The organism is Oceanimonas smirnovii ATCC BAA-899 (genome assembly GCF_000381965.1).
Lineage (GTDB): Bacteria > Pseudomonadota > Gammaproteobacteria > Enterobacterales > Aeromonadaceae > Oceanimonas > Oceanimonas smirnovii.
The window spans coordinates 1-22349 of the sequence record NZ_KB908464.1 but is presented as its reverse complement, the minus strand read 5'-3'; the positions used below and the strand labels follow the sequence as shown (position 1 = coordinate 22349).

The window sequence follows — 22349 nt, the reverse complement described above, 5'->3', positions numbered from 1 at the left end:
CTGACACCATGAGCGAAAAACACACATTTTATCAAAGCCTGACCGCTCAGGCACTGGCCTTGTGCGAAGGCGAACCCAACCGTATTGCCAAGCTGGCCAACCTGTCGGCACTGCTGAACCTGTCCCTCGATAACATTAACTGGGTCGGCTTTTACCTGCATGACGGCAATGAACTGGTGCTGGGCCCGTTCCAGGGCAAGCCTGCCTGCGTGCGTATTCCTGTTGGTAAAGGGGTCTGTGGCACAGCAGCCGCAACCAATCAGGTGCAGCGGGTAGCCGATGTCAATGCATTTGACGGTCATATTGCCTGTGATGCCGCCAGCAATTCTGAAATTGTGGTGCCGCTGGCTGATGCTGACGGGCAGGTTTGGGGCGTGCTGGACATTGACAGCCCTGACTTAAATCGCTTTGATGCCCACGATGAACAGGGCTTGTCTGCGTTGGTGCGGGCTGTACTGCCAATACTGTAATATGCCGGGGTCGCTTTTGTTGGTGTGGCCCTTATAATATGCCGGTTTCAACGGGCGGTGCGCCCACTGGTTTCAAACCCCAAGGTAATTCATGGAAAACTCTGAAAAACTGAAAAACAGTAAAGAAGTCATTGCTTATCTGGCCGAGTGCTTTCCCCAGTGTTTTGTAGCGGAAGGCGAAGCCAAACCGCTCAAGATTGGTATCTTTCAGGATCTGGCGGCACGCATGACGGATGATCCCAAGGTATCCAAGACTTTGCTGCGCACCGCGTTGCGCCAGTACACCTCCAGCTGGCGTTATCTGCACGGCCTCAAGGCCGGCATGAGCCGTGTTGACCTCGACGGCAACCCCTGCGGTGAGCTGACCCAGGAGCATATTGATCACGCCAGACAGGCGCTGAAAGACAGCAAGGAAAAGGTGTTTGGCCCGCGCAAGGAAAAACCGGCCGGTAAAAAGCCCCGTCCGCGTGCAAAAAAAGTGGATCCTGCGAAACTCGCGGTAGAGCAGAGTGTCAAAGTTTTGCTGGGCAAGTCGCCGGTTCCCGCTACCATTAAGGAAGTGACCCGGGACGATGTTCAGGTTGAACTGAAAACCGGCATGTCAGTGCGTGTTAAATTTGAACATATAGTTCTCTGAGGAGTAGGGTTTGATCAGTCACGGAATTCGTTATTCCCTGGTGGCCGCCGCTGTGCTGGCCACTGGCCTTGCTCAGGCAGTGGCACCGGCCATCGATGCTGATGCTATTCCTGCGCTGGCACCGGAAAGTCAGCACGCAGCAGCGGCCAAGCGGATTACCGCGCTGTTCACCCGTTCTCATTACAAGCAGTTCAGGCTGGACGATCAGTTTTCTCAGGCGATTTTTGATCGTTACATTGAAAGCCTGGACTACAGCCGTAACATTTTTACCCAGCAGGATATTCAGCGCTTTGAGCGCTTTCGCAACAGCTTTGATGACCTGCTGCGGGCCGGGCGGCTCGACTCTGCCTTTGAAATGTACAACGAAAGCCTGAAACTGCGCTATCAGCGCCTGTCCTATGCACTGTCGTTGCTCGACACGCCCATGACGTTTGAGGATAACGAGCGTTACCAGTTTGACCGCACCGAAGCCGACTGGCCTGCCAGCCGTCAGGAGCTGGATGAGTTGTGGCGCAAGCGGGTGAAGTTTGATGCTCTGAGTCTGGCACTGGCCGACAAAGACTGGGATGAAATCAAGACCACCCTGACCAAGCGTTACAACAATGCCATCAAACGTTTGTCTCAAAGTGAAAGTGAAGATGCCTTCCAGAGCTTTGCCAATGCGTTTGCCAGGGCCATTGAACCTCATACCAGCTATCTGAGCCCGCGCAATGCCGAGCGCTTTGAGACTGAGATGAATCTGTCGCTGGAAGGTATTGGTGCCGTGCTGCAGGCCGAAGACGATTACACTGTCATTCGCTCCCTGGTGCCTGGTGGTCCGGCGGCCAAGTCCAGCGAGCTGCAGCCTGATGACCGCATTATCGGGGTGGGGCAGTCGCAGGATAAAATTACTGATGTGATTGGCTGGCGGCTGGATGAAGTTGTGGATCTTATTAAGGGGCCAAAAGGCACCAAAGTCTGGCTGCAAATTCAGCGTGGTCAGGCGGTGGCCAACACGCCCCGGGTGATTGAACTGACACGTGATACCGTGCGCCTGGAAGACAGGGCCGCCAGTGGCAAGGTACTGGAGGTAGACGAGCATCGCATCGGTGTAATTGAAATTCCGAGCTTTTACGTCAACCTGAGTGTTGATGTGGCCCGGGAAGTGGAGAAGCTGCAGCAGGAGAATATAGAAGGGCTGGTCATTGATTTACGCACCAATGGCGGCGGCGCGCTGACCGAAGCCTCGGCCCTGACCGGCCTGTTTATTGATAATGGTCCTGTGGTACAAATTCGCGACGGTTTGGGGCGCATCTCGGTGAATGGTGACGAAGACGATCGTATCAGCTACGACGGCCCCATGGCCGTGCTGGTGGATCGCTATTCGGCGTCGGCCTCAGAGATTTTCGCTGCCGCCATGAAAGATTATGGCCGGGCCATTATTCTGGGTGAAAATACCTTCGGCAAAGGCACGGTACAACAGCACCGCAGCCTGTCGCGCATTTACGACCTGTATGAACATCCCATGGGCTTTGTTCAGTTTACCATTGCCAAGTTCTACCGTATTAATGGTGGCAGCACTCAAAACCGTGGTGTGAGGCCGGATATTCCGTTTCCCACTCCGATAAAAGCCGATGAAACCGGAGAAAGCCTGGAGAAAAACGCACTTCCCTGGGATCAGATTGAAAGCGTTGATTTCAGCCAGGTACAGGATTTGAGTCCTTATCTTGCTAAATTGCGCCAGCGTCATCAGGCGCGAATTGAGCAGGATCCGGAATTTTCTTATGTATTTGAAGATATTCGCGAATATCAGAAGAAAAAAGACGAAACGTCCATTTCACTCAACCTGGCAGAACGTAAAGCCGAGCTGAAAGAGCAGGATGCCAAATCTCTGGCACGGCTGAATGACCGGCTGCGTCGTGCTAATCTGGAGCCGGTAGCCAGTCTGGACGAGGCACCCAAGGATTTTGAGCCTAAAGACAGCTATCTGGAAGAAGCGGCGCGCATTACCGCCGATCTGGCCGACATGCTGGGCTGAGCAAAACAGGTTAATACGGGGCCAGCTTGCGGCCCCGTTTTTTTATTGATCACTTCCATTCATCATTTTCAACGAGATTCACTATGAGCCAAACCCAACCTCAGGTGCAATATCGCGACGATTATCAGCCGCCTCATTACTGGATTGACACCCTGGATCTGGATATTCAGCTGCACGACACCGCCACCGAGGTGGTGGCCATCAGCCGTGTGCGCCGCAATGGTGAGCATAATGAGCCGCTTGTGCTGAATGGCGAGCAACTTGAGTTACTGTCGGTGTCGGTGAACGGCATTGAAACCACTCAGTTCGAACAGGAAGAGAACGCCCTGGTGCTGCCTCAGGTGCCCCAGGAATTTGTGCTGACCATCAGAAACCGCATTAATCCGTCGGCCAACACGGCCCTTGAAGGGCTGTACAAGTCGGGTGATGCTTTCTGTACCCAGTGTGAAGCGCAGGGCTTTCGCCGTATTACCTATTATCTTGACCGGCCCGATGTGCTGGCCCGCTTCAGCACCCGCATTACCGCCGATGCCACCACCTGCCCCTTCCTGCTGTCCAACGGTAACCGGGTGGGGCAGGGCGTGCTTGATGATGGCCGCCATTGGGTGCAGTGGCAGGATCCGTTTCCCAAGCCTGCTTATCTGTTTGCACTGGTGGCAGGTGACTTTGATGTACTGCGCGACAGCTATACCACTCACAGCGGCCGCGAAGTGTCGCTGGAAATTTTTGTGGACAAGGGCAACCTTCACCGCGCCGGACATGCCATGGACAGCCTCAAGGCGTCCATGCGCTGGGACGAGCAGCGCTGCAATCTGGAATATGATCTCGATATTTACATGATAGTAGCGGTGGACTTTTTCAATATGGGGGCCATGGAGAACAAAGGCCTGAATGTATTTAACGCCAAGTTCGTGCTGGCAGACGCCGAAACCGCTACCGATGATGATTATCTGGATGTGGAGCGGGTGATTGGCCATGAATATTTTCATAACTGGACCGGCAACCGGGTTACCTGCCGGGACTGGTTTCAGCTGTCGCTGAAAGAAGGGCTGACGGTGTTCCGGGATCAGGAGTTCTCTTCTGATCTGGGCTCGCGCACGGTTAACCGCATCAGTAATGTGCGTATTATGCGTGGCCCCCAGTTTGCCGAAGACGCCGGCCCCATGGCCCATCCCATTCGCCCCGATGCGGTGATCGAGATGAATAATTTCTACACCCTGACGGTGTATGAAAAGGGCTCGGAAGTGATCCGTATGTTGCACACTCTGCTGGGTGAGCAGGCATTCCAGGCTGGTCTGGCACTTTATCTTCAGCGTTTTGACGGCCAGGCGGCCACCAGTGATGACTTTGTGGCGGCCATGAGCGAGGCCAGTGGCCGGGATCTGACACGTTTCAAACGCTGGTACAGTCAGTCCGGTACGCCGGAGCTGACGGTGCGTGATGCTTACGATGCCGGCACTCAGCGCTATACCCTGACGGTGCAGCAGCACACGCCGCCCACCAAAGATCAGCCCGAAAAGCTGCCGCTGCACATTCCCCTGAGCGTGGCGCTCTACAGCGAACAGGGTGAACCGATATCGCTGTACCTGAACGGCCAGCCTGCCGATGCCGTGTTGGATGTGCTGGAAAACGAGCAGGAATTTGTATTTGAGCGCGTGCCATCCCGTCCGGTACCGGCACTGCTGCAGGGTTTTTCGGCGCCGGTAAAACTGGATTATCCCTATACCGATGAGCAGCTGACCCTGCTGGCCCGGGTCAGTCTGGATGAGTTTGTACGCTGGGATGCGGTACAGATGCTTATCAATAATACGGTGCGGCATAATATGGCACTGCTGCAACGCCGCCAGGCCCCGGTATTGCCCCGCAGCCTGCTGGATGTGTTTCGCTGTACGCTGGAAGACAGCGGCATAGACAGAGCACTAAAAGCAGAAATGCTGACCTTGCCGGATGTAAACAGCCTGCTTGAGCTGTTTGAACAGGCGAATATCGAGCAGCTGTGCGAAGTGCGCCAGCACCTGGCCAAAGAGCTGGCTGAGGCTCTGATGCCAGCCTGGCAGCAGGCTTATGAAGAGAACCAGACACCGGAATATCGCATTGATCATGATGATATGGCTCGCCGGGCGCTGAAAAATACCGCGCTGGGTTATCTGGCGTTAACCGGTGATCAGACCAGAGTGGCAGATCAGTTTGCCGCCGCTGATAACATGACTGACACTCTGGGAGCCCTGCGCGCAGCGGTGCGTGGTGAGCTGGATTGCCGTCACTCTATGCTGACACAGTTCGAGCAAAAGTGGCGCAACGACGGACTGGTGCTGGACAACTGGTTCCGGCTGCAGGCCACGGCACCTGGTGCCGATACGCTGGCACGAGTGCGTGAGCTGATGACACACCCTACCTTCAGCCTGACCAACCCCAACCGGGTGAGGGCGCTGATTGGTGCTTTTTGTCAGGGTAATCCGGCGCAGTTTCATCGTATTGACGGTGCCGGCTATGATCTGCTTACTGAAGTACTGACCACACTGAACGACAGCAACCCCCAGGTAGCTTCCCGCTTGCTGACGCCCTTTATTCAGTTCCGCCGGCTCGATGACGGCCGTCAGAGCCTGATAAAGCAGCGGCTGCAGCAGCTGATGGCATTACCCTCACTGTCTCGTGATCTGTATGAAAAGATCAGCAAGGCACTGGACTGATGCAGCGTTTTCGCTTTCGGCTGGCAATTTCTGCGGCCGAACTACAGCGATATTATACCGGCCGGGTGTCGGCGCTGACGGTCATGACAGAGCAGGGGCTCAGGTTGCAGCTGCCCCTGCACCACTTTCGTGCTTTTGTAGGCCATGGCGGACTGCACGGGCGCTTTGAAGTGGAGCTGAGTGAGCGCAATTCGCTGCAGCGTTTGCAACGTATTTAAGTATTTATTCATAACAATTAACGGCGATGCCCTGACGGTGTCGCCGTTTTATTTTGTATATTGTAAAAAATGATTTAAATATGCCACCTCACGGAATATTCATTCATTTATTTTCTCTTTGCCTTTGCATATATTCTGCGCATCAGTGACGGTGGCGATATTTTTCAAATCCTTGCTCAGAGAATGCCTCGCTTTCCTGTTTCAGCAGGCATACACTGATTGTCATTCCGGTGAGTTGTCACACTCATTGGTCATTCTTTTCTCCATGGTCAGCCTGCTCATGAGGAATCCAATACCATGACACTTAATGCAAGCACTTCTGTATTACTTGAAAACGTTGAACAACTGGTTAGTGAAAAGTTTCCCGAGAACATAGCTCCCCTGGTACAGCAATTTGTCTGCAAGCTCTACAGTGGCATGACCCATGATGATTTGAACCATCGCAATGACAGTGATCTTTATGGTGCCGCCATTAATCTCTGGAACGATTTTGAAACCCGCCCGGATGATAAACCCCATGTTCAGGTATATAACCCCACCTTGACCCGCCATGGCTGGCAATCACCTCACACTATTGTTGAGCTGGTACTGCGGGATGCACCTTTTCAGGTGGACTCCATCCGCATGGCGCTGAGCCGGCTGGGCATTACTGCTCACCTGATGCTGCATCAGCCCATGCACCTGGTGCGCGACAAGCAGGGCCGTCTGACCGAAATCCTTTCCAGTAAAGACAAGCGTAAGCAAAACAGGGCGGAAACGGCCTTTTTGATTGAAATTGATCGCCAGCCCGAGAAAGCCAGGCGGGATCAGTTAAGAGACGAGCTGCTGTCGGTGGTGGAAGAAGTTGCGCTGTCGGTAGATGACTGGCAGCCCATGGTCAATACCTTGAATGAGGTGATTGAAGCCCTGCCGGCTCAGGTGAAACAGCACGATCAGCAGGATGTAACAGAAACCCTGTCGTTTCTGCGCTGGGTGGCCAATCACAACTTCACCCTCATGGGTTATCGCCGCTATCATATTTCCGCCATTGAGGGAGATTATGAGCTGGTGCCGGATCACGATACCAGTCTGGGGCTGATGCGTAATATGCAGCACAGTGACGGCCTGCGCCTGAGCAGCCTGACACCCACAGCGCAAAAAGAGGCCTTGAGCAAAAATATTCTGGTGCTGACCAAAACCAATCATAAATCCCGCGTACACAGACCGGCTTATATCGACTATATCGGCGTGAAGCGGTTTGATAACAAGGGCAATGTGATTGGTGAAGATCGCTTTATTGGCCTGTATGCCTCCAGCATTTATAACACCAGCGCCATGCAAATTCCGTTGATTGGCGAAAAGCTGACCCGCATCATCACTGCCTCCGGCCTGGAAGCCGGATCCCATGCTTATAAAGCCCTGCTGAATATTCTGGAAACCTACCCTCGCGACGAGCTTATTCAGGCCCATGAAGACGAGCTGCTGGACATTGGCATGGGGGTGCTGGCCATGCAGGAGCGGGACATGACCCGGCTGTTTGTGCGCCGGGATCTGTTCGGCCGCTTTTTTTCCTGCATGGTGTATGTCACCAAAGACAGATACAACACGGCCCTGCGGGAGAAAACCCAGCGGATTTTTCAGCGTTACTTCGGCTCTGAAGAGGAAGTGGAATTTACTACCTATTTCTCGGAAGGGGTGCTGGCCCGCACTCACTATCTGATCCGCGTGCAAAATAACACCATGGATATTAATGTGAACGAAATTCAGTCCAACCTGATAGAAGCTGCCCGCAGCTGGGACGACAAACTGGAGCAGGCGCTGTCGGCAAGCTTTGGCGAAGCTGAGGGCAATCGCCTCAAGAGTAAGTATCAGCAGGCCTTTCCCAGAGCTTACACCGAAGATGTAATGCCGGGCACGGCAGTGGCTGATATTGAGCAACTGGAAGCCCTGAGTGATGATAACCGTCTGGGGCTGTTGTTCTATCGTGCCCAGGAGCAGGCCAAAGACTCCAACCGGGTGCGGCTAAAGCTCTATCACAGGGCCGAGCCCATTCATCTGTCCGATGTGCTGCCCATGCTGGAAAATCTGGGGCTGAGAGTGATTGGCGAAACGCCCTATGAAGTGGATTGCGGTGACGAAACCTTCTGGATCCTGGATTTTTCCATGCTGCATCCGCGCGGCCCCCTGGATCTGGATGCCAGCCAGCAGCGCTTTCAGGATGCCTTCTCTGATGTATGGAATAACCGGCTGGAAAATGACGGCTTTAACCGCCTGGTGCTGGCGACCCGTCTGACCGGACGGGAAGTCAGCGTGCTGCGTGCCTATGCCCGTTATATGCGCCAGACCGGGGTCACCTTCAGTCAGGCCTATATTGAAGAAACCCTGTATCGCTATCCGCATTTATCCTGTTTGCTGTTCACTTTGTTTGAGCAGCGTTTCAGCCCGTCATTCAAACGCAGCGAGAAAAAACTGCAGGCCCTGCACCAGGAGCTGGTGGAAGAGCTGGACAAGGTGGCCAACCTGGATGACGACCGCATTATTCGCCGTTATATGGAAATGATTGAAGCGACCCTGCGCACCAACTTCTATCAGCCTGCGGCGAATGGTAATGACAAGGAATATGTGTCCTTCAAGCTGGCTCCGGAGTCGATCAGTGATATGCCGCTGCCGCTGCCGAAATTTGAAATCTTTGTATATTCCCCCCGGGTGGAAGGGGTACACCTGCGCTGGGGCAAGGTGGCCCGAGGCGGCCTGCGCTGGTCGGACCGCCGGGAAGACTTCCGCACCGAAGTGCTGGGCCTGGTAAAAGCCCAGCAGGTGAAAAACACTGTGATTGTGCCCGTGGGGGCCAAGGGCGGTTTTGTCTGCAAGCAACTGCCGGAAGGGGATCGCGCCGCTTTTCTGCAGGAAGGTAAAGACTGCTACAAGCTGTTTATTCGCGGCCTGCTGGATGTGACCGACAATATCGTTAACGGCGAAGTCACTCATCCGGAAAACGTGGTGCGCCACGACGAAGACGACTATTACCTGGTGGTCGCCGCTGACAAGGGCACAGCCACCTTCTCGGACATTGCCAACGGCATCAGTGCCGAATATGGCCACTGGCTGGGAGATGCTTTTGCTTCCGGCGGCTCTGTGGGTTACGACCACAAGAAAATGGGCATTACCGCCAGGGGCGGCTGGGAGTCGGTGAAGCGCCATTTCCGTGAGCTGGGCATTAACTGTCAGGATACCGACTTCACCTGTGTGGGTATTGGCGACATGGGCGGCGACGTATTCGGTAACGGCATGCTGCGCTCCAGACACACCCGGCTGGTGGGTGCCTTTAACCACCTGCATATTTTTATTGATCCCGAGCCCGATGCGGCGGCCAGCTTTGACGAGCGCCAGCGCCTGTTCAACACGCCGGGCACCAGCTGGGAGGATTATAACAAGGAGCTCATTTCTGAGGGCGGCGGTATCTTTTCACGGGCTGCCAAGTCGGTGAAACTGTCGCCGCAGATGAAAAAACTGCTGGGCACGCAAAAAGCCAGCCTGACACCCAATGAGGTGATTCGCCATCTGCTGATGGCGCAGGTGGATCTTATCTGGAACGGCGGCATTGGCACTTATATCAAGTCTCGCAATGAAACCGACGCCGATGTGGGTGACAGGGCCAACGACGCCGTGCGGGTAAACGGGGAAGATTTGCGCGCCCGTATTGTGGGCGAGGGCGGTAACCTCGGCTGCACTCAGCTGGGCCGTATTGAATATGCCAGCAAGGGCGGACGCATCAATACCGACTTTACCGACAACGTGGGCGGCGTGGACTGCTCCGATAACGAAGTTAATATCAAAATTCTGCTGAATAAACTGGTGGCGGAAGGCGAGCTGACCAAAAAGCACAGAGACGAGCTGCTGTTCGACATGACCGATAAGGTCACCGACATAGTACTGACTAACGCTTATCGTCAGTCTCAGACTATTTCCATCACGCAACACAGAGGCGCTCAGGCACTGAAAGAGCATCAGCGCTTTATGCACTGGCTGGAGCGGGAAGGCAGTCTGGACCGGGGCCTGGAGTATTTGCCCAATGACGAAGAGCTGGCCGAGCGCATGGCCGCCAGCCGTGGCCTGACCCGGCCCGAGCTGGCGGTGCTGGTGGCCTACGGCAAAATGGTGCTCAAGGATATGCTCAATATTCCCGAGATCACCAACAACGACTATATTGCCCGTTTGCTGCCCGCCAGCATGCCGGAAAAACTGGTGGCCCGTTTTGGCGAGGCGCTGATGCAGCACCCGCTGCGCCATGAAATTATTGCCACCCGGCTGGCCAATATCATGGTCAACGATATGGGCTGCAACTTTGCCAACCGCATGCTGGATGAAACCGGTGCCGGCATCGGCGATATTGCCATCAGCTTTATGATTGCCCGGGAAGTCTTTGGTATGAACCAGCTGCTGCGCGATATTGAGGCCCTGGACAACAAGATTCCGGCGCAGCTGCAGTTGCAAATGTTCTACCAGTGCCGGCGCATGGTACGCCGGGCCACCCGCTGGTTTCTGCGTAACCGCAACCGCAATCTGAGCCTGGAAGACACCATCGGCCAGTACAAGCCGGCCTTTGATACACTGAGTCAGCATCTCTATGAGGTGATGGTTGAGCAGGAAGTGGCTGAGCACAAAGCGGAAGTAGCCGGGCTGACCAAGCAGGGTGTGCCCGAGTCGCTGGCGGCGCGCATCGTGAACATGAGCTCACTGTTCTCGGCGCTGGATCTGGCTCAGATCAGCAACGAGCATCAGCAGGGCATTCAGGTCGCCGCCAAGGTGTATTTCCATCTGGGGGCCGAGCTTGAGCTGCACTGGTTCCTGGAGCAGATCAACCAGCAGGCGGTGGGCAACCACTGGCAGGCACTGGCCCGGGCATCTTTCCGGGAAGATCTGGATTTTCAGCAACGTAGTCTTGCTTCTGTGGTACTGAAAACCTGTAAAGAAAACGGCGAATGCGCTACCATGCTCGACCAGTGGCTTGATGAGCATGAGCAGCTGCTCAACCGTTGGCGAAATCTGCTGGCTGACTTTAAAGCCTCCGGCAGTCATGAATTCGCCCAGTTCTCGGTGGCATTAAGGGAGCTGAACCTGCTGCATCTCAATTGTGTGAACGCCGTCTGATAAGCGGCCGCAACAAAAGCCCCGGCCTGGTCCGGGGCTTTTTTATAAGGAACAAACACGTGTATTCCCTGGTAAAACCTTTTCTCTTTCAATGTGATCCTGAACATATTCACGAACTGACCATCAAGGCGCTGGCCAAAACTCAGCGCACCCCGCTGGAAGCCCTGTATCGTCGCCCTCATATTAACAACCCTGTTGAAGTAATGGGCCTGACCTTCAGCAATCCGGTGGGGCTGGCTGCCGGTCTGGATAAGAACGGCGAATGCATCGATGCCTTTGCCGCCATGGGCTTTGGTTTTGTGGAGGTGGGCACAGTGACCCCGCGCCCGCAGGACGGCAACCCCAAGCCGCGGCTGTTCCGGGTCAAGCCTGCCGAGGGCATTATCAATCGCATGGGTTTTAATAATAACGGCATTGATTATCTTATCGAAAATGTAAAAAATGCCCGTTATAACGGCATGCTTGGCATTAATATCGGCAAGAACAAAGATACTCCCATAGAGCATGGTAAAGATGATTACCTGATCTGCATGGAAAAATCTTATGAGCATGCCAGCTACATTACCGTGAATATTTCTTCCCCCAACACGCCGGATCTGCGTTCGCTGCAATATGGCGATGCCCTGGACGATCTGCTGGGCTCATTAAAACAAAAGCAGGCTGAGCTGGCTGAGAAATACCACAAGCAGGTACCGCTGGTGGTAAAAATTGCACCGGATCTCGATGAGGGTGAAATTGAGCAGATTGCTGACAGCCTGGTGCGCTTTAATATTGACGGCGTGATTGCCACCAACACGACTCTTGACAGAGAACTGGTGTTTGAGCTTCCCCATGCTCAGGAAGCCGGTGGTTTAAGCGGCCGGCCGGTGCAAAGCAAAAGCACGCAGGTGATTGCCGAGCTGTCACGCCGCCTTGACGGCAAGCTGCCCATTATCGGGGTAGGGGGCATAGACTCACTGACCGCCGCCCGGGAAAAAATGAATGCCGGTGCCAGTCTGGTGCAGGTTTATTCCGGATTTATTTATCAAGGGCCTGCGCTGGTTCAAAATCTGGCGCGTTATCTCTGATAAACTGAATAATTATTTGCCCCCGGTCCCAAATTTTCTTATATATTAACAGTATCGGGGGAACTTGTAATTTTTCACAAGGTGTGTGAATGCTGCTACAACCAAACGATAATTGGTGCTGGTTTGTCGGCGCAGACCGGCACCTGATGCTGGATCTGGGAGAGGAGATGCTGTTTGCCACTCCCTATCAGCAGAAACGACTGATTTGCGCTGACGATCTGCGCCAGAGCTTTTCGGTGGAAGAGACCGGGCTCTATTATACCTTTCTCGACAAACTCAGCTGTGTGGCAACGCCGTCGCGGCGGATGCAAGCGGCGCTGAACGGCGTGGCGGTAGCCCGCTTCTACAAGCCACTGATGCCCCAGAGCTGGTTTTTTGAGCCACAAGCCGATTACCATCAGCCCCAGCTGGGTGAGTTAATCGGTCTGGATTGCGGTGAGCGACACCTGACCATGATGGTAGTGGAGACGTCACCATCAACATCTTTGTGTATTTCGCTGTCGGCAGATGTTGCATTGAACGAGACCAAAACCTTGCCGGTGTTTGGTGCCATCAAGGTAATGAATGACAGGCTGTTCAGTCTGGAAGAAAACAAAGCAGAAATGCGTCGGGTCGGCTGAAGCCGGCCTGCTATTTATTACTTACAAGGGGATTTTCAACAAGAGGGGAGTTGTATTACCGGATTGGTTGCGGGAGCCGGATTTGAACCGACGACCTTCGGGTTATGAGCCCGACGAGCTACCAGACTGCTCCATCCCGCGGCCGGTGTGATACGTTTTGCTTATTCAGTTGGTTGCGGGAGCCGGATTTGAACCGACGACCTTCGGGTTATGAGCCCGACGAGCTACCAGACTGCTCCATCCCGCGCCGATAACTGAATATGCTGTGTTTGTTGATGCGCACCGGTTGGTTGCGGGAGCCGGATTTGAACCGACGACCTTCGGGTTATGAGCCCGACGAGCTACCAGGCTGCTCCATCCCGCGGCCGGTAAACACTTCAACTTACACTCTGAGAACTGGTTGCGGGAGCCGGATTTGAACCGACGACCTTCGGGTTATGAGCCCGACGAGCTACCAGACTGCTCCATCCCGCGTCCTCAGGCTGTGCATAGTAGTGATCCGGCTCACCAAAGGCAAGCCCTTGTTTAAAACTTTATTTTGTTCGCTCAACAAAGCAGCGACCTGTTCATTCGCCACCCGCTTTGGTGGCTTTTCATTCGCTTCGTGCCGGCCGGCCTCCATTAATCCGCAGATATCACTGTCTCACTCATGTATAATGCGGGTCTTCCTATTTCTGACCATGCGTGATTATGCTGCCGTTTTTTGCTACCTGCCCCAAGGGCCTGGAATCTTTACTCTCTGACGAACTTCAAGCCCTGGGCGCCAGCCAGGTACAGGAAACCGTGGCCGGGGTGGCCTTTAAAGGTGAACTGGACGTGGCGTACCGGGCCTGCTTATGGTCACGACTGGCGTCACGCATTATGTTGCAGCTGGCGGAATTTCCCATGCGTGATGACATGGACCTCTATTTAGGTGCCAGCAACATCGACTGGGAAACCCATATAAAGGAAGGCCAGACCTTTGCGGTAGATTTTTCCGGCAGCAACCGGGCCATTACCAACACCCAATATGGTGCCCTGAAAATAAAAGATGCCATTGTCGACCGCCTGAGCAAGCGCCGGGGCGAACGTCCCAGCGTGGACAAGCGGTTTCCCGATATTCGTATTCTGGCTCACTTAAAACGCGAACGGGTCAGTATTACCCTGGACCTGTCCGGTCCGGCGCTGCATCAGCGCGGTTACCGTCAGCAGGCCGGTGAAGCACCGCTGAAGGAAAACCTGGCCGCCGCCATTTTGCTGCGCAGCGGCTGGGACGCCAAAAGTCCGCTGGTCGACCCCATGTGCGGCTCCGGCACTCTGTTGATTGAAGCCGCGCTGATGGCGGCTGATCAGGCTCCGGGTCTGCTGCGTCCGCGTTTTGGCTTTATGGCCTGGTCCGGACACGACCGGGAGCTGTGGCAAAGCCTGCACGCCGAAGCCACGGTGCGGGCGACTCGTGGCCTGAACAAGACAGACGCCGTTATTTACGGCTTTGATCAGGATCAGCGAGTGCTGGGTTTTGCCCGGGAAAACGCAGAGGCGGCTGGGGTGGAGCGGCTGATCCACTTCACTCAGGGAGCCATGAGTGAACTGAAGAACCCGAGTGAGCAGCCCGGCTGGCTGATTTCCAACCCGCCTTATGGTGAACGCCTGAGCGAGTTTCCGTCGCTGCTGGGCCTGCATCAGCGCCTGGGCGATATTTTGCGGGATCAGTTCAAGGGCTGGCAGGTCAGTCTGATTTCCAGCTCGCCGGAGCTGCTCAGCTGCCTGCGGCTGCGTCCGGAAAAAACCTACAAGCTGTTTAACGGTGCCCTGGCCTGTGAACTGCGCAACTATGCCGTGGCCATTGATGCCAGACCGGCCCGGCCGCTGGCGGAAGACTTTGCCAACCGGCTGGCCAAGAACATCAAGGCGCTGGACAAGTGGGCAAAAGGCGAGGGCATAGACTGCTATCGCCTTTATGATGCGGATCTGCCGGAATACAATGCCGCCATTGACCGTTATCAGGATCATCTGGTGATCCAGGAATATGCGGCCCCCAAGAGTGTGCCCGAGCATAAGGCTCAGGCCCGTTTCTTTGATCTGGTGCAGGCCACCATGACAGTGACCGGTGTGCCCGGCAGCAAGGTGGTGCTCAAGGTACGAGCCAGGCAGAAGGGCAAAGAGCAGTATGAAAAGCTTGATAAGCGCGACCAGTGGATGCAGGTACAGGAGCATAATGCTCAGCTGCTGGTAAACCTGCACGATTATCTGGATACCGGCCTGTTTCTGGATCACAGACCCATTCGCAAGCGCCTGGGTGAGCTGGCCAACGGTAAAGATGTGCTCAACGTGTTTGCCTATACCGGTACCGCCACCGTGCATGCGGCGCTGGGCGGTGCCCGTTCCACCACGACGGTGGATATGTCCAGAACCTATCTGGGCTGGGCCGAGCGCAATATGCAGCTGAATGGCATGAACGGCCGCCGGCACCAATATGTGCAGGCTGACTGTCTGAGCTGGCTGGCCAATACCGATGGTGTTTATGATCTGATCTTCTGCGATCCGCCCACTTTTTCCAACTCCAAGCGAATGGAAGACAGCTTTGATGTGCAGCGGGATCATCTGGAGCTGCTGCACCTGCTGAGCAAACACCTGCGCAAGGGCGGCCTGCTGATTTTCTCCAACAACAAGCGCAATTTTAAAATGGACACCGATGGTCTGGCTGCCATGGGTCTGACCGCCAAAGACATTACCCGCGCTACTCTGCCCAAGGATTTTGCCCGCAACCCCAACATTCATAACTGCTGGGAAATTCGCTGGAGTGACCAATGACACTGACGCTGTTTTCTACCGACGGCTGCCATTTGTGTGAACAGGCCCGGGCCTTGCTGGAGCAGACCGGGCTAGCGGCACAGGCCGAAATAAAAGACATTATTGACGATGAACAGTGGCTTGAAGCTTATCGCATTCGCATTCCGGTAGTGCGCAGCACCGATGGGGCCGAGCTGGACTGGCCCTTTACCGCCGACGAACTCCTTGCATTCAATCAGGAACATTCATGAGTCTGTTAACGTTACAAAATGCGCTGCTGGCCTACGGTGATGCGCCCTTGCTGGATGGCATTGAACTGAATATTCAGGCTGGTGAGCGGCTCTGTATAGTGGGCCGCAACGGGGCCGGCAAATCCACCCTGATGAAGGTGATTGCCGGTGATATTCAGCTGGACGACGGCCGCCGTCAGGTGCAGCAGGACGTGGTGATTGCCCGGCTGGAGCAGGATCCGCCCAAGACCGATGACGATCAGACCGTATTTGATTATGTGTCTGCCGGTCTGGCAGAGCTGGGCGAACTGCTGGCCCGCTATCATCATCAGCTGGAAAAAGTCAGTCACGACAGCTCGGAAAAAGCCATGAATGAGCTGATGCGCCTGCAGGAGCAGGTGGAGCATGCCAATGGCTGGCAGTTTGATACCCGTATTAACCAGAGCCTGACCTTGCTGGGCCTGAACGGTGATACCCGGCTGAAGGATCTGTCCGGCGGCTGGCTGCGCAAGGTGGCGCTGGCCCGGGCGCTGGCCAATGACCCTGATATTCTGCTGCTGGACGAGCCCACCAACCATCTGGACATTGATGCCATTGCCTGGCTGGAAACCTTCCTGATGGACTTTCGGGGTGCTATTGTGTTTATCAGCCACGATCGTGCCTTTATTCGCAAGATGGCCACTCGTATTCTCGACCTTGACCGGGGCAAGCTGTCCAGCTGGCCAGGCAATTATGATGATTATCTGGTTAACAAAGAAGAAGCCCTGCGAGTGGAAGCCGAGCAAAACGCCCTGTTCGACAAGCGGCTGGCTCAGGAAGAAGCCTGGATCCGTCAGGGCATCAAGGCCCGCCGTACCCGTAATGAAGGCCGGGTGAGGGCGCTGAAAGCCCTGCGTAATGAGCGCAGCCAGCGCCGGGAAAGTGTGGGCAAGGTGTCGGTTACTCTGGACGATGTACGCCGCTCGGGCAAAATTGTGTTTGAAGCCGAGAACCTGGGCTTTGAATATGAAGGCAAGCCCCTTATTCGCAACTTTTCTGCCATGGTACAGCGGGGCGACAAAATTGCCCTGGTGGGCCCTAACGGCTGCGGCAAGAGTACCCTGATCAAGCTGCTGCTGGGCAAAATAGAGCCGCAGCAGGGTAGCCTCAAATGCGGCACCAAGCTGGATGTGGCCTACTTTGATCAGTATCGGGAGCAACTCGACCCCGAACGCTCCGTGATGGACAATCTGGCCGACGGCAAACAGGAAGTGGAAGTCGGGGGCCGAAGCCGCCATGTGCTGGGCTATCTGCAGGACTTTCTGTTTGAGCCCAAACGGGCCCGCACTCCGGTAAAAGCGCTGTCGGGCGGTGAGAAGAACCGTCTGCTACTGGCACGGCTGTTCCTCAAACCCAGCAACCTGCTGGTGCTCGATGAGCCCACCAACGATCTGGATGTGGAAACCCTGGAATTGCTGGAAGAGCTGCTCGCCGATTATCAGGGCACCCTGTTACTGGTCAGTCACGACCGGGACTTTATCGATAATACCGCCACTCATTGCTGGACCTTTGAAGGCAATGGCCGCATTGATGAATATGTGGGGGGATATCAGGACATGCAGGCCCAGCGGGTGCGTCAGTCCACGCCGGCAGCGGTAAAAGAAGACAAAGCCGCACCGGTCAAGGCGCAAAAGCCCAAGCCGTCTTCCGGCAAAAAGCTGTCTTATAAACAGCAGCAGGAGCTGAACGGCCTGCCGGCCAGGCTTGAACAGCTGGAGCAGCAGATTGAAGCCCTGCAGGCAGAAATTAACGGGCCGGACTTTTTTACTCAGCCCGAAGCCGTGACTCAGGACAAACTGCAGCAACTGGCCGCAGTGGAAAACGAACTCGACACTGCGTTTTCCCGCTGGGAAGAGCTTGAGGAGCTGGCCGCCGGTTAACCCGGACACGACCTTATGCCGGCCCTGGTGCCGGCATTTCCCACCCGTGATCTGTCTCACACTTTTTCACTTTTGCCTTTCACAAAAACGTCATAAATATCAGTCGCTAAAACTCAGGACTGGGCTAAGCTCAAAAATTACCCCTTGTTAAAAACCACAAACTCAACTATCACTTTAAGTGCGGCTGCTTGATAACGCCGCACACTTTTTGTTGATTAAACGAGGGTAATACCTATGAAGAGACAAAAACGTGACCGTTTGGAAAGAGCGCGTACCCGCGGTTACCAAGCTGGAGTCAGTGGACGTTCCAAAGAGCAGTGCCCCTACAATGATTTTGATGCCAAAGGCCATTGGCTGGGGGGGTGGCGAGATGCCATGGAAGACAAAGGTTCCGGCCTCTTCATCAAGTAAACATACATTTTCTTCATCAACAAAAAAGGCCCCGCAACTGCGGGGCCTTATCGTTTGCAAAGGGTGATCAGAAAGCAGAGGTGTCGGTAAACAGGCCCACTTTCAGATCTTTGGCTTCATAGATGGGGCGACCATCCACTTCTACCACGCCATCGGCAATGCCCATGATCAGCTTGCGCCAGATCACCCGCTTCAGGGTAATTTTGTAGGTTACCTTTTTAGCGGTAGGCAGAATTTGACCGGTGAATTTCACTTCACCCACGCCCAGTGCACGACCCTTGCCGGGGCCGCCTTTCCAGCCCAGGAAAAAACCCACCAGCTGCCACATGGCATCCAGACCCAGGCAGCCCGGCATCACGGGGTCGCCGGGAAAGTGGCAGTCAAAGAACCACAGATCCGGGGTGATATCCAGCTCGGCGATAATTTCGCCCTTGCCGTGCTCACCGCCTTCATCGCTGATGTGCAGAATACGATCCATCATCAGCATGTTGGGGGCGGGCAGCTGACTGTTGCCGGGGCCGAACAATTCACCCTGGCTGCAGGCCAGCAGTTCTTCTCTGGTAAAGCTGTGTTTACCCAGTTCTTTTTGTGAAGGCATTTCACTCTTCCGTTTTTTCATCGGGCACTCATGGCCCGGGTGTAAAATTGGCGTCACTTTAGCGAACAGCTGTGCGCCCGACAAGTCCGATTTGTTATCGGCGCAGTAATCTTTGCCAGAAACTGCTTTCTACCGTATGACCGTTTAACTCATCAAGACGTTCGCGAATACGCCCGAACAAGGTGTGCGGATCATCGACTTTGCCAGCTTCGCAGCCCATCAGCAGGGCAATGGCGTCCTCTACCCGGGCCACCGGATAAATATGAAAACGCCCCTCGGTCACGGCCTGAGTGACGTCATCAGACAAATTCAGCTGCAGCCGGTTACTGGCAGGAATTAACACGCCCTGCTCGCCGGTCAGTCCCTGCAGCCGGCATAGCCGGTAAAAGCCTTCAATTTTTTCGTTTACGCCGCCCACGGGCAGCACATTACCAAACTGATCCACCGCACCGGTAATGGCAAAGTGCTGATAAATGGGCTCTCGGGCCAGAGCAGAGAGCAGGGCGCACAGGCCGGCGAGGGCGGCACTGTCGCCGTCAATTTCATGATAAGACTGTTCAAACACCAGATTGGCCGACAGCGGCGAAGGGTGCTCGGCACCAAACAGATTGGCCAGGTAGCCATGAATAATCATCATGGCCTTGGCGTGAATATGGCCGGCCAGATCGGCCTTGCGCTCAATGTCGGCCACATCACCGTCGCCCAGATGCACAGTGGCGGTGAGCCGTACCGGCTCGCCAAAATCATAAGGATGACCGGCAATCTGAATCACCGACAGGCCATTGATCTGGCCAATCTCACGGCCATGAGTCTGCAGCAGGAACTGACCGTCGCGCACGCCCAGATCAGACTGCTCCACCAGAAAGTTAAGGCGCTGATCCTGCTCCTGCTGAGCCAGCATCAAATGACGCTCGTTGATAAGTTCGCTGTTTTCCCGGGCAGCAATCACGTCTGCCAGCTGCATCATGGCCACCAGGTGCGATTCTACCAGCGACAGCCGCTGCTGATGCTCGGTAATGCGGCTGCCATAACGGCACAACCGGGTTACTGCTGCCACATCCATATCACGCAACTGATGCTTTTGCCGCAAATGCGCCAGATAACCCAGATAAGAAGGCAAATCCGCTTCTGCATCCCATTCCGGAATAATATCGGCGCGCAAAAAGGCGAGGGTATCCAGCTCTCTGTCCAGCATATGCAGCTCGGCCACCGCCAGGCGATCGCCCACCAGTACCAGATGCACATCCAGCGGTGGTGGCTCGGGCTGAAAGTAAAAAGCAGCCATCTCCTGAGGCCGGCTCCATTCTATTTGCCGTGTGGCCAGGGCATTTTTCAGCCGGAACCACAGGTAAGGCTGCATCAGCAGCTCTTCAATGGGCACGATGAGATAGCCGCCGTTAGCCTGATGTATCAGGCCGGGCTCAAGCAGATGATGATGGCTGAATACCGAGCCTTGCTCGGTCTGAAAATGAACAGCCCCAAACAACTGCTCGGGAGTAAACTGACGGGCATGCACAATGGGAATGCGTTCGTCGTGGCGATGCACCATCAGGTTAATCAGCACCGGATGGCTGAAGCCACCGCCGGCAGCCACATGCTGTGCCAGAGCTGAGAGATAGTCGGCGACTTTTTCGTCCTGTCCCTGTTTTTTCAGAATGCGCTCAACAATATGCTCAGCTTCCAGATGGCGGGAGCTGAGCTCCAGCAGCTGGCCAACCAGTTCGCAAAATTCAATGCCGGTGCCGGCTTTCAGCCGCAGCCAGATGGGCTTTTGCGGATGATGCAGGTTTTCCGCATAGCAAAGATCAAACAAGTCGGCATGATTGGCATGACGTTTCACCAGATCCTGTACCAGCTCTTCCACATCCAGGCCGGAAAAGCCGTTCATCAGCAAAATGGGATTGACGGCGTTCAGCCCCGACAGGGTGGCAAATGCCGAGTCGGCCCTTTGCTGCAGCGCGCTAAAGGGAAGGGGATCCGCGTCTTTCAGGGTGGTCAGTTCGGGTAACGAAAATGCAGGGGCCAGCTCGGCCGGGCTCAGTGGTTGCACTGGTTCACTCGTTCTATTGGTTTATGGCTGCCAGTATACTGCAGCCGTGCTTTTGTTACAGCCTGAGCGTTGATAATCCTGACGTTCTGCGGCACAAAGTGCACTGATGCCGATAACTTCACCACAATGTCTGATAGTGTTGCTCAGTGCCGCCTGCAACATCTGCGGGCTGACCGGCGAGCCTGTGTGCATTACATAAGGCGGCGATAAGGCCGGCGCGCTGCTATCAAGAATATGCAGGTGCCAAGTATCGAGCAGTGTCCAGCTATGGGCATCAATGGCGGCCACATCGGCACGGCCAGAGCGCAGATATTCGAGACTTTGAGCATGGCCACCGCTGATCTCAACCGTGCCGGGCTCTATATGGTGAGCACGCAGCCATTGATACAGAGCACCACAACCAGAGCGTGAACTGGCGGCATTGATCACCAGCCGCGGCCGTGCAGGCAACCGGGATTTGGTGCTGACAATATGGCTGTAATACTCGCCGGGTTCACAGTTAAGATGAGCAAACACCGGCCTGGCCACCGGCACCAGGTGACGGGCCGCCGGTGTGAATAAATCCGGGCCGCAGCATTGGCTAATCAGCAAACCGGGGCTGGCCCAAAGTTCATGTAGTGGTAGCTGGCGTTCCAGCCTGAGTGGCAAATCCTGCTCACAGTGCGAGGCAAGCTCATGGCGCAGCTGCAGCCAGAAGGCATCCAGACCGGCCTTGGCCGCAGGCAAGTCGTACCAGGGTAAGCTGGCTATCAGGCGCACAAACATCTCCGGGCTATTCAGTGAGGCTGCAGTGTATGCAGCCGGTGCCGGCAAGTAAATATTTATGCCGGCTAAATGGTATTAGCCGGCATAAATCACTGAAAGCCTGAATGCAGCCTCGGGAAATATTGAGACTACACAGCATATCATGCTGAAAGTGATGTTCAGTCGCTCAGCTTTTGTTGCACGCTGGTTACCTTGTCGGCCATGGTCTGATCCCGGTCGTTGCGGGTGCTTAACTTCATATGGCTGGTAATGCGCACGGCACCGGCTGCATGCAGTTCTTCATGACAGCGCTGAACGGCGGCCATTACATGCTGCCATTCACCTTCAACATTGGTGCCGAATCCGTGCATGGTGTAAGTGAGGCCGGCGTCTTCAAAAATCTGCTGGCAGCGGGCCACATAAGGCGACACCGACAAGCCAACACCGCCGGGTGACACCATGATATCCATCAGTACGTACATAACTGCTCCTTGAGTAAATGCCTGAAGTCTTATTCGAGCCTGAAGCGGCACCAGTCACAAGGACCAGATGCCGGTATCAATATGGCCAGATTGTGTCGGATATAACACTTCGCATAATGCAAGGGATTGTTAAATTGAGAGATTGACTTAAACGCCTGAAAACACTAGAAAACGAGGCTTTTAAGTTGAAGTATGCGAAACATAACAAAAATTACATCTTTCGTTGGTTTGAATGTGGGCTGACAGTCGAAGAAACAGCAAAACTTTGTTTTAAAAGCGTGATGACGGTCACAA

Annotated in this window: 16 protein-coding genes and 4 tRNA genes; 12 read left to right on the top strand and 8 right to left on the bottom strand. The window is 54.9% G+C overall.

Annotated elements, in window-relative coordinates; genetic code table 11:
• Positions 1-8 precede the first annotated feature (8 nt).
• The 8 genes from G364_RS0111745 (at position 9) to G364_RS0111710 (ending at position 12849) form a co-directional block, all read left to right on the top strand.
• On the top strand, positions 9-470 hold the full coding sequence (locus tag G364_RS0111745) for a GAF domain-containing protein (RefSeq protein WP_019935340.1): 462 nt from the start codon (positions 9-11) through the stop codon (positions 468-470).
• A gap of 91 nt (positions 471-561) precedes the next feature.
• Positions 562-1107 (top strand): RNA chaperone ProQ, encoded by a 546-nt coding sequence (gene proQ, locus G364_RS0111740; protein WP_019935339.1) that lies wholly within the window; start codon positions 562-564, stop codon positions 1105-1107.
• Positions 1108-1117: 10 nt separating this feature from the next.
• Entirely contained in the window at positions 1118-3124 is a 2007-nt protein-coding gene (gene prc, locus G364_RS0111735; protein ID WP_019935338.1) for a carboxy terminal-processing peptidase, read from the top strand.
• An 83-nt stretch (positions 3125-3207) separates the two neighbouring features.
• Positions 3208-5814, top strand: a complete 2607-nt coding sequence (pepN, locus tag G364_RS0111730; protein ID WP_019935337.1) for an aminopeptidase N — start codon at positions 3208-3210, stop codon at positions 5812-5814.
• Positions 5814-6032 carry a DUF2835 family protein gene (locus G364_RS0111725; protein WP_019935336.1) on the top strand — a complete coding sequence of 73 codons (219 nt, stop codon included), beginning with the start codon at positions 5814-5816 and terminating at the stop codon, positions 6030-6032. The genes pepN and G364_RS0111725 overlap by 1 nt, the downstream gene beginning before the upstream one ends.
• A 297-nt stretch (positions 6033-6329) precedes the next feature.
• A complete protein-coding gene (locus G364_RS0111720; RefSeq protein ID WP_019935335.1) occupies positions 6330-11162 on the top strand; it encodes an NAD-glutamate dehydrogenase in 4833 nt (1610 codons plus the stop codon).
• Between the two features lie 59 nt (positions 11163-11221).
• Positions 11222-12229: a quinone-dependent dihydroorotate dehydrogenase gene (pyrD, locus tag G364_RS0111715; RefSeq protein ID WP_026344873.1), complete on the top strand. Its 1008-nt coding sequence runs from the start codon at positions 11222-11224 to the stop codon at positions 12227-12229.
• Positions 12230-12318: 89 nt separating this feature from the next.
• Entirely contained in the window at positions 12319-12849 is a 531-nt protein-coding gene (locus G364_RS0111710; protein ID WP_019935333.1) for a cell division protein ZapC, read from the top strand.
• A gap of 64 nt (positions 12850-12913) precedes the next feature.
• Here G364_RS0111710 and G364_RS0111705 read toward each other — a convergent pair.
• From G364_RS0111705 to G364_RS0111690, 4 genes are all read right to left on the bottom strand, one after another.
• Positions 12914-12990: transfer RNA gene (locus tag G364_RS0111705), tRNA-Met, on the bottom strand.
• Positions 12991-13019: 29 nt separating this feature from the next.
• Positions 13020-13096: transfer RNA gene (locus G364_RS0111700), tRNA-Met, on the bottom strand.
• 40 nt (positions 13097-13136) lie between these two features.
• A tRNA-Met gene (locus G364_RS0111695) sits at positions 13137-13213 on the bottom strand.
• A 33-nt stretch (positions 13214-13246) separates the two neighbouring features.
• Positions 13247-13323: transfer RNA gene (locus G364_RS0111690), tRNA-Met, on the bottom strand.
• Between the two features lie 216 nt (positions 13324-13539).
• Here G364_RS0111690 and rlmKL point away from each other — a divergent pair.
• From rlmKL to rmf, 4 genes are all read left to right on the top strand, one after another.
• Positions 13540-15642: a bifunctional 23S rRNA (guanine(2069)-N(7))-methyltransferase RlmK/23S rRNA (guanine(2445)-N(2))-methyltransferase RlmL gene (gene rlmKL / locus G364_RS0111680; RefSeq protein ID WP_019935332.1), complete on the top strand. Its 2103-nt coding sequence runs from the start codon at positions 13540-13542 to the stop codon at positions 15640-15642.
• Entirely contained in the window at positions 15639-15872 is a 234-nt protein-coding gene (locus G364_RS0111675; protein ID WP_019935331.1) for a glutaredoxin family protein, read from the top strand. Before rlmKL ends, G364_RS0111675 begins: the two co-directional genes overlap by 4 nt.
• A complete protein-coding gene (gene uup, locus G364_RS0111670; RefSeq protein ID WP_019935330.1) occupies positions 15869-17770 on the top strand; it encodes an ATP-binding cassette ATPase Uup in 1902 nt (633 codons plus the stop codon). The genes G364_RS0111675 and uup overlap by 4 nt, the downstream gene beginning before the upstream one ends.
• A gap of 234 nt (positions 17771-18004) precedes the next feature.
• On the top strand, positions 18005-18181 hold the full coding sequence (gene rmf / locus G364_RS17060) for a ribosome modulation factor (protein ID WP_014292547.1): 177 nt from the start codon (positions 18005-18007) through the stop codon (positions 18179-18181).
• 67 nt (positions 18182-18248) lie between these two features.
• Here the strand turns inward: rmf and fabA are convergent, their stop codons facing one another.
• The 4 genes from fabA to G364_RS0111650 form a co-directional block, all read right to left on the bottom strand.
• Positions 18249-18779: a 3-hydroxyacyl-[acyl-carrier-protein] dehydratase FabA gene (gene fabA / locus G364_RS0111665; protein ID WP_211212448.1), complete on the bottom strand. Its 531-nt coding sequence runs from the start codon at positions 18777-18779 to the stop codon at positions 18249-18251.
• A 94-nt stretch (positions 18780-18873) separates the two neighbouring features.
• Positions 18874-20829: an AAA family ATPase gene (locus tag G364_RS0111660; RefSeq protein ID WP_019935328.1), complete on the bottom strand. Its 1956-nt coding sequence runs from the start codon at positions 20827-20829 to the stop codon at positions 18874-18876.
• A 21-nt stretch (positions 20830-20850) separates the two neighbouring features.
• Positions 20851-21588: a PhnD/SsuA/transferrin family substrate-binding protein gene (locus tag G364_RS0111655; protein ID WP_156816502.1), complete on the bottom strand. Its 738-nt coding sequence runs from the start codon at positions 21586-21588 to the stop codon at positions 20851-20853.
• A 164-nt stretch (positions 21589-21752) separates the two neighbouring features.
• Entirely contained in the window at positions 21753-22055 is a 303-nt protein-coding gene (locus tag G364_RS0111650) for an MTH1187 family thiamine-binding protein (RefSeq protein ID WP_019935326.1), read from the bottom strand.
• Positions 22056-22349 lie beyond the last annotated feature (294 nt).

Coding starts and splice junctions, on each gene's coding strand:
- G364_RS0111745 (WP_019935340.1), top strand. CDS start 9: ATGAGCGAAAAACACACATTTTATCAAAGCCTGACCGCTCAGGCACTG.
- proQ (WP_019935339.1), top strand. CDS start 562: ATGGAAAACTCTGAAAAACTGAAAAACAGTAAAGAAGTCATTGCTTAT.
- pepN (WP_019935337.1), top strand. CDS start 3,208: ATGAGCCAAACCCAACCTCAGGTGCAATATCGCGACGATTATCAGCCG.
- G364_RS0111725 (WP_019935336.1), top strand. CDS start 5,814: ATGCAGCGTTTTCGCTTTCGGCTGGCAATTTCTGCGGCCGAACTACAG.
- G364_RS0111720 (WP_019935335.1), top strand. CDS start 6,330: ATGACACTTAATGCAAGCACTTCTGTATTACTTGAAAACGTTGAACAA.
- G364_RS0111710 (WP_019935333.1), top strand. CDS start 12,319: ATGCTGCTACAACCAAACGATAATTGGTGCTGGTTTGTCGGCGCAGAC.
- rlmKL (WP_019935332.1), top strand. CDS start 13,540: ATGCTGCCGTTTTTTGCTACCTGCCCCAAGGGCCTGGAATCTTTACTC.
- G364_RS0111675 (WP_019935331.1), top strand. CDS start 15,639: ATGACACTGACGCTGTTTTCTACCGACGGCTGCCATTTGTGTGAACAG.
- uup (WP_019935330.1), top strand. CDS start 15,869: ATGAGTCTGTTAACGTTACAAAATGCGCTGCTGGCCTACGGTGATGCG.
- rmf (WP_014292547.1), top strand. CDS start 18,005: ATGAAGAGACAAAAACGTGACCGTTTGGAAAGAGCGCGTACCCGCGGT.
- fabA (WP_211212448.1), bottom strand. CDS start 18,779: ATGCCTTCACAAAAAGAACTGGGTAAACACAGCTTTACCAGAGAAGAA.
- G364_RS0111650 (WP_019935326.1), bottom strand. CDS start 22,055: ATGTACGTACTGATGGATATCATGGTGTCACCCGGCGGTGTTGGCTTG.